10 protein-coding genes and 1 pseudogene are annotated in these 12,730 nt (G+C 59.4%); 5 read left to right on the top strand and 6 right to left on the bottom strand.

The window, feature by feature from the left end:
• Nucleotides 1-14: 14 nt before the first annotated feature.
• The 3 genes from ASD03_RS19275 to ASD03_RS19265 form a co-directional block, all read right to left on the bottom strand.
• Nucleotides 15-3,299, bottom strand: a complete 3,285-nt coding sequence (locus ASD03_RS19275; RefSeq protein WP_057215132.1) for an efflux RND transporter permease subunit — start codon at nt 3,297-3,299, stop codon at nt 15-17.
• Complete coding sequence (locus tag ASD03_RS19270) at nt 3,296-4,306, bottom strand: efflux RND transporter periplasmic adaptor subunit (protein WP_057215328.1); 1,011 nt, start codon at nt 4,304-4,306, stop codon at nt 3,296-3,298. Before ASD03_RS19270 ends, ASD03_RS19275 begins: the two co-directional genes overlap by 4 nt.
• Nucleotides 4,307-4,388: 82 nt before the next feature.
• On the bottom strand, nt 4,389-4,592 hold the full coding sequence (locus tag ASD03_RS19265) for a DUF2892 domain-containing protein (protein ID WP_057215129.1): 204 nt from the start codon (nt 4,590-4,592) through the stop codon (nt 4,389-4,391).
• Nucleotides 4,593-5,130: 538 nt separating this feature from the next.
• On the opposite strand from ASD03_RS19265, the gene ugpB reads away from it, so the two are divergent.
• From ugpB to ASD03_RS19245, 4 genes are all read left to right on the top strand, one after another.
• Nucleotides 5,131-6,453 carry a sn-glycerol-3-phosphate ABC transporter substrate-binding protein UgpB gene (ugpB, locus tag ASD03_RS19260; RefSeq protein WP_082557344.1) on the top strand — a complete coding sequence of 441 codons (1,323 nt, stop codon included), beginning with the start codon at nt 5,131-5,133 and terminating at the stop codon, nt 6,451-6,453.
• Between the two features lie 72 nt (nt 6,454-6,525).
• A complete protein-coding gene (gene ugpA, locus ASD03_RS19255; RefSeq protein WP_057215123.1) occupies nt 6,526-7,407 on the top strand; it encodes a sn-glycerol-3-phosphate ABC transporter permease UgpA in 882 nt (293 codons plus the stop codon).
• Nucleotides 7,408-7,416: 9 nt separating this feature from the next.
• On the top strand, nt 7,417-8,265 hold the full coding sequence (gene ugpE / locus ASD03_RS19250) for a sn-glycerol-3-phosphate ABC transporter permease UgpE (protein WP_057215120.1): 849 nt from the start codon (nt 7,417-7,419) through the stop codon (nt 8,263-8,265).
• Nucleotides 8,265-9,317, top strand: coding sequence for a sn-glycerol-3-phosphate import ATP-binding protein UgpC (locus tag ASD03_RS19245; protein WP_057215117.1), 1,053 nt, complete (start codon nt 8,265-8,267; stop codon nt 9,315-9,317). The genes ugpE and ASD03_RS19245 overlap by 1 nt, the downstream gene beginning before the upstream one ends.
• A gap of 284 nt (nt 9,318-9,601) precedes the next feature.
• Here the strand turns inward: ASD03_RS19245 and ASD03_RS40610 are convergent.
• The 3 genes and pseudogenes from ASD03_RS40610 to ASD03_RS19230 form a co-directional block, all read right to left on the bottom strand.
• Nucleotides 9,602-9,744: pseudogene (locus ASD03_RS40610) on the bottom strand (nucleotidyltransferase); the annotation flags it as partial.
• A gap of 673 nt (nt 9,745-10,417) precedes the next feature.
• Nucleotides 10,418-11,032: a class I SAM-dependent methyltransferase gene (locus tag ASD03_RS19235; protein ID WP_057215111.1), complete on the bottom strand. Its 615-nt coding sequence runs from the start codon at nt 11,030-11,032 to the stop codon at nt 10,418-10,420.
• Between the two features lie 369 nt (nt 11,033-11,401).
• The gene (locus ASD03_RS19230; RefSeq protein WP_244494655.1) at nt 11,402-12,148 is read right to left on the bottom strand and encodes a cysteine desulfurase family protein; all 747 of its coding nucleotides are present in this window, start codon (nt 12,146-12,148) and stop codon (nt 11,402-11,404) included.
• Between the two features lie 65 nt (nt 12,149-12,213).
• On the opposite strand from ASD03_RS19230, the gene ASD03_RS19225 reads away from it, so the two are divergent.
• A complete protein-coding gene (locus tag ASD03_RS19225; RefSeq protein WP_057215107.1) occupies nt 12,214-12,594 on the top strand; it encodes a hypothetical protein in 381 nt (126 codons plus the stop codon).
• Nucleotides 12,595-12,730: the final 136 nt, after the last annotated feature.

Raw genomic sequence — 12,730 nt, 5'->3', positions numbered from 1 at the left:
TGTTCAATCATGTCTCAGGTTGGCTCAAGCTCGTGCTCCGGTTCGTGCTCCGGCAATTTGCTCGGTTGGGGACCCGGCCGGAACGTCTCGCTGCCGCGGCCATCGCCTCTGAGGGCGATATAGATCGCGGGGATGACCAAAACAGTGAGCACGGTCGAGGAGATCAGGCCGAAGAGCAGCGAGATCGCGAGGCCTTGGAAGATCGGATCCACGAGAATGACCGCTGCGCCGATCATCGCCGCGATCGCGGTGAGCAGGATCGGTTTGAAGCGGATCGCGCCGGCTTCGAGCAGCACGTCGATCAACGGTCGGTCCGGACTGCGGGCAAGACGGATGAAATCGGCAAGCAGAATCGAGTTACGAACGATGATCCCGGCGAGGGCGATGAAGCCAATCATCGAGGTCGCCGAAAACGGTGCTCCGAACAGCCAGTGGCCCACCATGATGCCGATGAAGGTCAGAGGAATCGGCGTCAGGATCACCAAGGGGAGTTTGAACGAGCCAAATTGGGCGACCACGAGGATGTAGATTCCGATGACCGAAACGATGAAGGCGGCACCCATGTCTCGGAAAGTGACCCAGGTCACCTCCCATTCACCATCCCAAAGCAAGGTTGGTCCCAACTCGTCATCCGGTTGTCCGTGAAACGCGATAGCCGGTTTCGGCACGTCGCCCCAGTTGGCCCGTTCGATGGCCTTTGCCACCGCCATCATGCCGTAGACTGGCGCCTCGAACTCGCCCGCGAGCTCGGCCGTCACCATCTCGGCAGACCGGCCGTTGTGTCGGAAGATTGGGAAGGATGCCGGCTCGCGCCTGAGCGTCACAACGTCGCCAAGCTCGACGATGCCGCGTTCGCCGGGCAGCGCATTGGCGGGAACCGGCGTCGCCAGCGTTCGCTCGCTAACGACTTTCGCACTTTTGGCAAGTGCGATGCGGATCGGAATCGGCGGCCGGCCGCCGCCGCGATGCGAATAGCCGACTGCCGTTCCCGCGTAAAGAGAGCGGATGGAGTCGTAGACGTCGCTTTGCTCGACGCCGTGATATTCCAGATTGTCCTGGTCGATCGCCAACCGCAAACGCTCGGGCCGAACGCCGAAGGAATCGTCCACATCGACGATGAAGGGGATGCTCTCGAAAGCCTCCCTGGTCTTGGCGGCGACTGCGCGCCGGGTCTCGGCGTCGGGGCCATAGATCTCGGCAATGAGCGTTGACATCACCGGCGGACCAGGCGGCGGCTCCACCACTTTGACCGACGTGCCGGCAGGAACGTCCTGTCCCTGCAGCCGGGTGCGGATGTCGAGCGCAATGTCATGGCTGGCGCGACTGCGTTCGCTCTTCGGAACCAAGTTGACCTGTACGTCGCCCAGTTCCGGTGAGGAGCGCAGATAGTAGTGGCGCACGAGGCCGTTGAAGTTGAACGGTGCGGACGTTCCGGCGTAGGTCTGGAAGGACGTCGTCTCAGGAATCGCGACCAGCCGTGCTACGACCTGCTGCAAGACGCGGTCCGTGGCTTCCACCGACGCCCCTTCCGGCAGATCAACCAAGACCTGCAACTCGGCCTTATTGTCGAACGGCAGCAGCTTGACTGTGACGTCCTTGGTATAGATGAGGCCAAGCGAGAGGACGGTTGCAACGCCCACCAGCAGCAGAAATGTCCACGCGCGAGCGCGCGACTGCAGGATCGGTCTGGCAGCGGCGACATAGGCCTTGCCAAGCCATCCACCACGGCTATCGCGGTCGCTATGGACACCTGGGTGACCTGCAGTCTCCCTGCCGGCGAGCTTCGTCATCAGCCACGGCGTCAGCATCACCGCAACGAAGAACGAGAACAACATGGCCGCCGAGGCATTTACGGGAATCGGACTCATATAGGGGCCCATCATGCCCGACACGAAGAGCATCGGCAGCAACGCGACCACGACAGTCATAGTGGCGACGATTGTCGGGTTGCCGACTTCGGCAACCGCCTCTGTCGCGGCCCGGATCCGGCTGCGTCCATCCTTCATCGCCCAGTGCCGGGCGATGTTCTCGATCAAGACGATGGCGTCGTCGACAAGAATGCCGATCGAGAATATGAGTGCGAACAGGCTCACCCGGTTCAACGTGTAGCCCATGACCCGGGAGGCCAATAGGGTCAGCAGGATTGTCGTCGGGATGACCACAGCGACGACGAGCGCTTCACGCCAGCCGATCGCAACCGCGACGAGCAGAACGATCGAGACGGTGGCGAGACCAAGATGGAAGAGGAGCTCATTCGCCTTTTCGCTGGCCGTTTCGCCGTAGTCGCGGGTGATCACCATCTCGACTTCCTCGGGAAAGATTTGCCCGCGGACCTGTTCGAGGCGGTGAATAATGTCTTCAGCAATTGCGACGGCATTGGTGCCGGTCCGCTTGGCGATCGCCAGCGAGACTGTCGGAACCCGCTCCAGGCCGCCTTCTGTCTTGCGCACCTCGTTGACACGCGTCTCATTCGGTTCGCCGGCGAGCACTATTTCGGCGACATCGCGCACATACACTGGTCGACCGTCTCGCGCCGTCAAGAGCAGGTTGCCAATCTCACTTTGACTCTGCAGCGTCTGTCCGGCAACCAAGGTGCGCTGTTCCCCGTTTTCGCGCACGAGCGCGCTCTGGAACGACCGGTTCGCCCCTTCGATCTTGGCGGCGAGTTGCTGAATGGTGATGCCATAAAGCGAAAGTTTTTCCGGATCCGGCTCAACGCGGATTTGATCAGGCTGCTCGCCGACGATGTAGGTCAATCCGATGCCGGGCAGCTTCGTCACCTCGACCTGCAATTCGCGCGCGAGCCGGGTCAACCCGTTCGCTGTCCAGCGCGATGCCGCCTCCGGCGTAGGGGTCAGCGTCACGACAACGATGGCGACGTCATCAATGCTGCGGCCGACGATCAGCGGCTCCGGTATGCCGACAGGGATTCGGTTGAAGTTGGCCCGGACCTTTTCGTGCACACGCAGGATCGCGGCATCCGCGCTCGTGCCTACCAAGAAGCGCGCGGTGACGATCGCTCCGTCGTCCCGCGTCTGCGAATAGATATGTTCGACGCCATTGATGCTCTTCACGATGGCTTCCAGCGGCTCGGTCACAAGCTTGACCGCGTCTTCGGCCTTCAGTCCATTGGCCTCCACATGAATGTCCACCATCGGTACGGAGATCTGCGGCTCCTCTTCGCGGGGAAGAGTCATCAGCGCGACGAGGCCGAGAACCAGCGCGGCCATCAGAAGAAGGGGCGTGAGCGGGGAAGCGATAAAGGCGCGCGTGAGGCTGCCGGCGAGTCCGAGTTTCATGGCAGTACGATCCGATCGCCGTCGCGAAGGCCAGTGAGGATTTCGATCCGCTGTTCACCGTTGTCTTCGAAGCGCTCACCGAGAACGACTGTGATGTCCATTTCACCATCGGGCGTCACGACCCGGAGAAAGTCCACGCCGTGCAGCGTCCTTACGGCTACAGGCGGCACGGCAAGCACTGATCGTTTGCCGACAGGGATCGACACGAGCGTACGCTCGTTCACGAAATAGTCACCGATACCTGCGACTTCGACATCCGCGATCACCCGTCCATTCGAGATCTCCGGATAGACTTTGGCGATGCGTCCCTCGTGCGCCTCAGCCTTCGGTCCCGTCGGGGGCTGTGCGAGACCGCGCGTGCCAACGACCACTGTGCCGCCCTCCACAATCTCCGTCGCGTGGCGCTCGGGAAGCGAAAGGCGGAGGTAGTAAGGTCCGGTCGCGATGCGAGCCAGTTCCTCCCCCAGGAGGACCACTGAGCCTGGGGTGACTGGAACCGTCAGCACACGGCCGGTCGCCGGCGCCAGGGTGTCACCCTCATGTGCACGTTGCTCTATGACGGCCCGTTCGGCCTGCGCTGCCGCAACCTGGTTCAGCACCACCTCGAGAGCCATTCTCGCCGTGTCGAGCCGGCTCTGGGCAGTAGCTCCGCGTGCAAGTAGCTGCTGCGCGCGCTCGAGTTCGGTGCGCGCATTCTCGAGCTGCGACTCCAGGGCCTTGATCTTGGAACCGGCGGCCTGCAACTCGAGTGCAATCTTGTCATCAACAACGACAGCGATGATGTCTCGCTCGTTAACCTCGCTCCCCTCGGAAACGCGGATCTCGCGCACCGTGCCGCCGATGCGGGCGCGCGATGGAACAACCGTACGGCTTTCGACCTGGCCGAAAACCGCCTTCATCTGCGTAACCGTCGTGCTCCTGGCAACGAATTCTGCAGCGTCTGCCGCGCCCCAAACGACAGTCGCGGCTGCGAGCAATACGGCGGCGGAAACCCGTGATCTCAGCATGATGGACGTCCATTTGATGCGAGGCTTCAGCCGCAACGGCCCACCGGCTGCTCCGAGGGGCGTCGGACGCCTCGGGGCTCGGCTACTTGAAAGCGACGCCTGGCTTGCAGCCGATCTTCTTGAAGGCGAATGCGGCTGGACAGAATCCGGTGAAGGACGCCTGTATCATGTTGAGGCCCGCGAACGCCGTCAGAAGGAACCAATAGGACGAGACATAGTATCCGAGCGCGAGGGACACGAGAATCAACGTTCCCGCGAACATCAGGACTGCACGATCGATCGACATCATCTTTCTCCTTGAGCTTCGGCTGATCTGTTCGATCCGGTCTCCCTGACCCGAGCAGATCCAGGGCGGAATTCTCACGAATGATCTCCCTTGTGCCTTCAACTCTGCCTTCAACGTCGACCTATCGTAATCCCATCGCGCAAAGTCGCATTGATCCTGCTCAAACTTGACAGCAGAAGTGCCTGAGCAACTGAGCGCCGGACTTCACAACAGGGAAGGAAGGGATGGACCTCAGGAAAATTGGACAGGCTCGGCTCTGGCCGCTGATTATTTCGGGAACAACACCAAGCCTGACCCTTAGTGGGTTGCGAACGAAACGATAGACCTCCGCCTGCACAGGCTCACTGAAAGCATCCACAATAATTGGCGCTGGCCCCTTCGTGGCGGCCGTGGAATGCAAATTCCATTGTCATATTTTCGTTGCATATTCATTTCATTTCGCTTCTACTGCTTTTTGGTTTCGCAGCGAAGGTTGCGTAAGCTTCGATCGAGGAGGATCGATTTCGCCGGGCGTGCCAAATGCCCTGGCTTTTGAAAAATGGGAGGAATCATGTTCAGACACTTGAACTGGACCGTTTTGGTCGCGGCGTCCGCATTTTCAGCAGGCCTAGCCTCAAACGCAATGGCCGCTACCGAACTTTCCTGGTGGCACGCCATGACCGGCGCCAACAACGAAGTCGTCGACAAGCTGGCAAAGGAATTCAACGACAGCCAGACCGCCTACAAGGTCGTGCCCGTCTTCAAAGGAACCTACCCGGAAACGTTGAACGCCGGCATTGCCGCGTTCCGATCCAAGCAGGCGCCCGCGATCCTACAGGTCTTCGATGCCGGCAGCGGCGTGATGCTGGGTGCGGAAGGCGCAATCCTGCCGGTGGCCGAGGTTCTGCAGAAGGGCGGTTACGAATTCAACAAGGATCAATACTTGCCGGGCATCGTCGCTTATTATTCGAAGGCGGACGGTACGATGCTGTCCTTCCCGTATAATTCGTCGTCGCCGATCCTCTATTACAACAAGGAAGCGTTTACGAAGGCGGGGCTCGATGCGGAAAAGCCGCCGAAGACCTGGCCGGAAGTATTTGACGCCGCCAAGAAGATCAAGGCGAGCGGCGCTTCGGCCTGCGGCTTCACCTCCACCTGGCTCACCTGGATCCAGACCGAAAACTTCGCAGCCTGGAACAACGTGCCTTACGGAACCAACGAGAACGGCCTTGCTGGCCTCGACGTCGAACTGAAGGTCGATGCGCCGCTGTTCGTGCAGCATTTCCAGGCGATTGCCGATCTCGCAAAGGACGGTACGTTCCGTTACGGCGGTCGCACTTCGGAGGCAAAACAGCTCTTTACATCAGGTGAATGCGCCATTCTGACGGAATCATCCGGTGGTCTCGGCGACATCATCAAGTCGGGAATTAAATACGGTATCGGCCAGTTGCCCTATTACGAGGGCAGCGGTCCGCAGAATACGATCCCGGGCGGCGCAAGCCTCTGGGTGTTCGGGGGCAAATCCGACGATGAATACAAGGGCATCGCCGAGTTCTTTAACTTCCTGTCGAAGACCGAAATCCAGGCACGCCTGCATCAGGTCTCGGGCTATCTGCCTGTTACCCTCGCCGCCTATGAGGAAACCAAGAAGTCGGGATTCTATGAAAAGAACCCCGGCCGTGAAACGCCGATCCTGCAGATGATGGGCAAGGCGCCAACGGAAAACTCCAAGGGTGTGCGGCTCGTCAATCTTCCGCAGGTGAGAGACATCCTCAACGAAGAGTTCGAGGCGATGCTCGCCGGGCAGAAGGATGCGCAAGCGGCCCTGACCGAAGGCACCAAGAAGGCGAACGCCGCAATCGCGGCAGCCATCGGAAACTAGCGACGCCACAGCAGGCCTGCCGCGGGCGTGAACCGGGGCAGGCCATCTCCTCGCGCAAAGAAGGGGGTCGCTTTGCAGCCTGTCGTCTTTCCCAATAAAATCCTGCCTTATCTCCTGCTCGCGCCGCAGATCGTGCTCACGGTCATCTTCTTCTTTTGGCCGGCGAGCCAGGCGCTTTATCAATCCGTGCTTCGCGAGGACCCATTCGGGCTCAAGTCCGGCTTCGTCGGTCTTGCCAATTTTCGCGCTGTTCTGGCAAACCCGGACTACCTGCATTCGCTGAAGGTCACGGTGGTCTTCAGCCTGGCGACAGCGTTGCTCTCCATGGCTGTCGCTCTGTTGTTGGCAACGGCGGCAGACCGTGTCGTTCGCGGCCGAAACATCTACCGCACGCTTCTGATCTGGCCCTATGCCGTTGCACCTGCAGTGGCCGGCATGCTGTGGCTCTTCATGTTCAATCCCGCGATGGGGACATTTGCCTATATTTTGCGGCGCAACGGCTTTGCCTGGGATCCGCTTCTAAATGGCGACCAGGCCATGGCGTTGGTGATCGTCGCGGCTGCCTGGAAGCAGATCAGCTACAATTTCCTCTTCTTCGTCGCCGGTCTGCAGGCGATCCCGAAATCGCTGATCGAGGCTGCATCGATTGATGGCGCGCGCGGAGCGCGGCGTTTCTGGACGATCGTCTTCCCGCTTTTGGCACCGACCACCTTCTTCCTGCTCGTGGTCAACACCGTCTACGCCTTCTTCGACACTTTCGGCATCATCCATGCCGTCACAGGCGGGGGCCCGGCGAAGGCCACGGAAACGCTCGTCTACAAGGTCTACAATGATGGTTTCGTCAATCTCGACCTCGGCAGCTCGGCGGCCCAGTCGGTCATTCTCATGGTCATCGTTGTCGCACTGACGGCGTTCCAGTTCCGCTTCGTCGAGAAGCGGGTTCACTACGCATGAGGCGCGCCGATGATTGAAAAACGTCCCATCGCCAATTTCATTGGCCATCTGGTGCTGATCATCGGCGTCATCATCGTCGCCTTTCCGATCTACTACACCTTCGTCGCCTCCACCCGGACCTCGGTCGAGATCATCCGTCCACCGATGTCGTTGACCATCGGCGGTCATCTGACCGAGAACTATACGGAAGCGATGTCTGGCGGCGTCGAGCGTGTCGTCGGCGTCAGCCTTGAGCGGCTTTTGTTCAATTCGACAGTCGTTGCGATTGCCATCGCCGTCGGCAAGATCGTCATCTCCTTCCTCTCGGCCTTCGCGATCGTCTTCTTTCGTTTTCCGCTGAAGATGGTCTTCTTCTGGATGATCTTCATAACGCTGATGCTGCCGGTCGAGGTGCGCATCCTGCCTACCTACAAGGTGATCGTCGACCTCGGGTTGATCGATACCTATGCCGGCCTGACGCTGCCTTTGATGGCTTCGGCAACGGCGACATTTCTTTTCAGGCAGTTCTTTCTGACGATCCCGGGCGAACTGGTGGAAGCGGCGCGCATCGACAATGCCGGCCCGTTTCGCTTCATGCGCGACATCCTGCTTCCGCTTTCAAAAACCAACATCGCCGCCCTGTTCGTCATCCTCTTCATCTATGGCTGGACCCAGTATCTCTGGCCGTTGCTGGTGACGAACGACGCGAAGATGAACACCATCATCATCGGCCTGCGTCGCATGGTCGATTTCACCGACGCCTCGACACCCTGGAACTACGTGATGGTAACCGCGATCCTCGCGATCATCCCGCCAATCCTCGTCGTCGTGCTGATGCAGCGCTGGTTCGTCAAAGGTCTTGTGGAGACTGAGAAGTAATGGCTCAAATTACCCTGAACAACGTCCGCAAGATCTATGGCGGCAATATCGAGGCGATCAAAGGCGTATCCCTCCAGATCGACGATGGCGAACTCGTCGTTCTCGTCGGCCCATCCGGATGTGGAAAGTCCACGCTTCTGCGCATGATCGCGGGTCTCGAAAGTATCAGCTCCGGCGAGATCGTTATCGGCGACAGAACAGTCAATGATTTAGAACCCGCTGAGCGGGACATTGCGATGGTGTTTCAGAACTACGCGCTCTACCCGCATATGACTGTTCATCAGAACCTTGCCTACGGGCTGAAGAACCGCAACACGCCGAAGGACGAGATCGAGCGTCGTATCGCGATTGCCGCCAAGACCCTGGAGATCGAGCAGTATCTACACCGCAAACCACGCCAGCTTTCCGGCGGCCAGCGCCAGCGTGTGGCCATGGGGCGAGCGATCGTGCGCGAACCGGCGGCGTTCCTGTTCGATGAGCCTCTGTCGAACTTGGACGCCAAGTTGAGGGGGCAGATGCGCATCGAAATCAAGCGCTTGCAACGCTCTCTTGGCACGACCAGTGTCTATGTCACGCATGACCAGATGGAGGCAATGACGCTTGCCGACAAGCTGGTCGTGGTCAATGGCGGACAGATCGAGCAGGTCGGATCACCGATCGAACTCTACGAAAAACCGGCGACGACGTTTGTCGCAACTTTCATCGGTTCACCGTCGATGAACCTGCTCAAACATGCTGAAACGCTTGAAGGCTGGTCGATCTCGCCAAATGTGCCCAAACCAGCCGGCGCATTCACGATCGGCATCCGACCGGAAGACCTCGCAGTCTGTGAACCCACCGCGACGGACTTTGATTTCACCGCCAAGGTCCGCATCGACAGCATCGAACTCGTTGGAGCGGAAAGCTACGTGCATGGCAAATTCGCCAATGGTCAGGATCTCGTGTTCCGAGTTCCAGGGCGATCGGTGAGGCAGATCGACGACCATGTCACGGTCGGCGCGCTGGCCAAGGACCTGCATGTGTTTGATGATAGGGGCAAGCGCGTGTCCTAAAAACACGGGCTTTGCGGCTTCCCGTCCTCGCCAAAATCAATGAGCCTTGCCTCGGCGGCAGAATGGAGCGATCGTTCCGCGTGTCTTGTATCCCAGACGATTATTATCTAGATGAATAGGTACGGATAATCAGCTGATATTACTAGTTATTCCACAATGCCAAATGATCTGTCTGTCTGTACCTTAGGTGTTTCGAGGTCGGTGCGGCGGACGCTTTCCACGAGATCAATGAGTGCATCGCCTAACCACATCAAGCCTCTTCCGTAATTTGATAACGTCCGGTAATATCTCGCCTTTACAAAGGCTTCTTTGAAGATATTAAACCAAGCAGCGAACACTGCTGGTCGCGCGGCAAGAACTCCGGCAGCTCGCTATGCTGCTCTTCGGCAAGACCACGCAGGAATTTCAGATTGTGGGACGCCGGACTGTCGCGGCATCAGGGCGCGCGATTGGGTCTCTCGATCGTCGCCTCCGACGGCCAGCGGCCGAAAACAAGAAGTAACTTCCAAGGACCGTGTCGAACTGTCGAGAGTGAGCCAGTCTTTGCGCCTGCGCAATGAGAAGCGGCGGCGCAGGCGGCATGATGGGAACAGTAGAATGGAGATATCGTCAGGCCATCGAAAGGCCGAAGGCTGATCATCGCTGCGACCGGCTGGCGGCAGAGGAACTCTCACTCCTCCTTTGCAAGTTGGCCGATGGCCGGTCCGATCTCGGGCCAAACACCGTTGCCCGTCTATTGCACCGCTTCCAGGAAGCGCTCCGCCGGCATATTCACGCCGAGAGCCTTTTAATGGAGGCGCTGTTAGCGGCCAAGGCCGAAGCTCGCGAGATTTTTCAGTAACGCGCGCGTCGCGACGCTTGTCGCCAAGTTATTGAGTTTGTTTAGTACAAACCTCACGCACTCTTGTCTCCTGTCGGTATCAGTGGAAATTTCTGGACTTCACCTTGAGGGTGTCAACGTGACGATCCGGTATTTGTCCCGAGCAGGAAACTATGCCGAGTCCTTCTCCAAAGCCTGTGACTTCCGGTAATTCCTGATCGTGAGTTCGGCATAGTGTTGGTCGGAGTCGCCGAGACCAGAGTTTCGTTCTGTTGCGCGGTCACCGTGGCCTCGCGCTGCCCTCATACATGAATGTCATCGGCTTCGGGCCGGGCATGTAGCCGGTCTCCAATCGGTCCAAACGGAAGCCGCCCTCCTCGATCATCGTGGAGATCTGGCGGTTGAGATGGCAACCGCCAGCGATGCGTCGCCAAGCTGGGGTCAGCCAGTGCTGCAAGCGCCGAACACTTTCGTCCGGCGCCAGCCCATGTTCGACAAAGAGCAGTTGGCCGCCCAGGCGAAGCACACGGCGCATCTCTGTAAGAGCAATGTCCGCGTGCGGTATGGTGCACAGTGTCCAAGTCGTCACCACCGTGTCAACGCACCGATCCTCGAGCGGAATCGCCTCCGCCGAGGCTTCGAGAAGGCGGACCGGAAAGTCGCTTCCGTGCTGTGCCCCACGAGCCATGTCGACAAGCGGCGCGGAGGGCTCGAGCGCCAGGACTTCACGCACGCCAGATCCATAGAAAGGCAGGTTCATTCCCGATCCGATGCCGATCTCAAGGACCCGGCCCTGCGCCCCGCCGATCACCCTCTCGCGATAAGGGACAAGGTTTTTGTTGCGCATCGACAGATGGCAAAGCTTCGGTAGGATAACGTCATTATAGAAGGCCATCGGAACCTCCTTCAGCCGTAGATCGGGATAAGGCGGTCCGAAGCTGATCCACGACGCTATCGCTCTCGGCTTCTGTCGTGGTCCGACCGAGACTGAAGCGGACCGTTCCCATGCCGACCGTCTCGGCCACTCCCATGGCGGCCAGCACCTGAGAGAGTTCGACGCTGCCCGCGTGGCATGCCGACCCGTTCGAGGCCGCGACTCCGTCGAGGCCGGCAAGCACCTCGGCGCCGACCAAACCGACAACGAGACGTTCAGCGTATTGGGAAGTCGGTGTTGTGGATGGCCGTTCAGCACGACACGTCCGCCGAACCCCTCCTGCAGCGCATTCCAAAGGCGGTCGCGCAGTGGCCGGACGCGGGTCATCGGTTAGAGGTCCACGGCGAGCGCGCAGGCGGCTCCGAGCCCGACTGCGAGCAACGCGCTTTCGGTGCCGGCGCGCCGGCCATGCTCATGCCCGGCGCCGTGGATCAGCGGCCCGAGCTCGATGCCACGGCGGACGTAGAGCGCCCCGACGCCCTTGGGTGCATAGAGCTTGTGACCGGCGATGGACAGCAGATCGACGCCGAGCGTATCGACCTTGGTAGGAATCTTGCCGATAGATTGCGCCGCGTCCGTGTGGAAACGAATCCCCCGTTCGCGCGCAATAGCGCCAATCTCCTCGATCGGCTGGATCGTGCCGACCTCGTTGTTGGCGTGCATGACGCTGATCAGGATGGTGCGCGGTGTAATGGCGCGACGCACGTCCTCGGGATTGACCATGCCCGTGCCGTCGACCGGAAGGTAGGTCACCGTCGCGCCGAGCCGCTCGAGAAAACGGCAAGGGCCGAGCACGGCGGGATGCTCGCCTTTATCCCGGAGGGCAAAGAACGTACCCTTGATCGCCAGGTTGTTGGCCTCGCTGCCACCGTTTGTGAACACGATCTCGTCGGGTTCACAGCCGAGCAGTCCGGCAACCGGGCTCCGCGCATTCTCCAGAGCAGCCTTCGCCGGGGTGCTCGCCCAGTGGCCGATGGAAGGATTCCCGAACGCCCTATCGAGAAACGGCCGCATGGCAGCCGCCACGTCTGGATCGATCGGCGTGCTGGCGTTGCAGTCGAGATAGATCGTTATCACGGGTTATTCCACGCGCTATACGATGCGATTGATGTGAAAGAACTCTGACGTGAAAGGAGATCGTTATGTTGAATTTGAAAGCTTTTCGAACACTTCAGAGTGAGGACGAATACAACGCCGCATTGGATGAAGTTCGGCCGTATTTCGCAATCGAACCCGACGAAGGGTCCGATGAGGCTGCTCATTTTGACGCGCTCGTCCTTCTGATCGAACAGTATGAAGCCAAACACTACGCAATCCCGACAGCGAGCCCGGTTGACGTGATCAAGTCGGTAATGGTTGCGAACAATTACTCTCGCGCCGATCTAGTGGCGGTCATTGGCTCCAAGGCGCGAGCGGCTGATCTTCTGAATGGCAAGCGGGAAATCAATCTGGACCAGATTCGAAAGCTTAGTAAGGAATGGAATATTCCCGCTGGCTCGTTGATCGGCGACGTTGCCGCCTAAAAGATGCCACAAGGTGGATGGTCCTGTAATTCTACCCGAACGGGTAAATTCGAAATCCATGTCGCCACCGCGAACGGACTCGTCAAAATCCTGCACGAGCTGAAAAGGCTCGGCACTCCACCCTCGTCGAAGACCT

This window comes from Ensifer sp. Root127 (genome assembly GCF_001425225.1).
In the GTDB taxonomy this organism is placed as follows: Bacteria; Pseudomonadota; Alphaproteobacteria; order Rhizobiales; family Rhizobiaceae; genus Ensifer; species Ensifer canadensis.
The sequence above is the reverse complement of the archived record's forward strand: the minus strand, read 5'-3'. Positions and strand labels throughout refer to the sequence as shown.

What these genes read in the sequence shown, in the direction of transcription:
- ugpE (WP_057215120.1), top strand. Translation starts at nt 7,417, where the DNA reads ATGATTGAAAAACGTCCCATCGCCAATTTCATTGGCCATCTGGTGCTG.
- ASD03_RS19225 (WP_057215107.1), top strand. Translation starts at nt 12,214, where the DNA reads ATGTTGAATTTGAAAGCTTTTCGAACACTTCAGAGTGAGGACGAATAC.
- ugpB (WP_082557344.1), top strand. Translation starts at nt 5,131, where the DNA reads ATGGGAGGAATCATGTTCAGACACTTGAACTGGACCGTTTTGGTCGCG.
- ASD03_RS19275 (WP_057215132.1), bottom strand. Translation starts at nt 3,299, where the DNA reads ATGAAACTCGGACTCGCCGGCAGCCTCACGCGCGCCTTTATCGCTTCC.
- ASD03_RS19245 (WP_057215117.1), top strand. Translation starts at nt 8,265, where the DNA reads ATGGCTCAAATTACCCTGAACAACGTCCGCAAGATCTATGGCGGCAAT.
- ASD03_RS19265 (WP_057215129.1), bottom strand. Translation starts at nt 4,592, where the DNA reads ATGTCGATCGATCGTGCAGTCCTGATGTTCGCGGGAACGTTGATTCTC.
- ASD03_RS19270 (WP_057215328.1), bottom strand. Translation starts at nt 4,306, where the DNA reads ATGCTGAGATCACGGGTTTCCGCCGCCGTATTGCTCGCAGCCGCGACT.
- ASD03_RS19235 (WP_057215111.1), bottom strand. Translation starts at nt 11,032, where the DNA reads ATGGCCTTCTATAATGACGTTATCCTACCGAAGCTTTGCCATCTGTCG.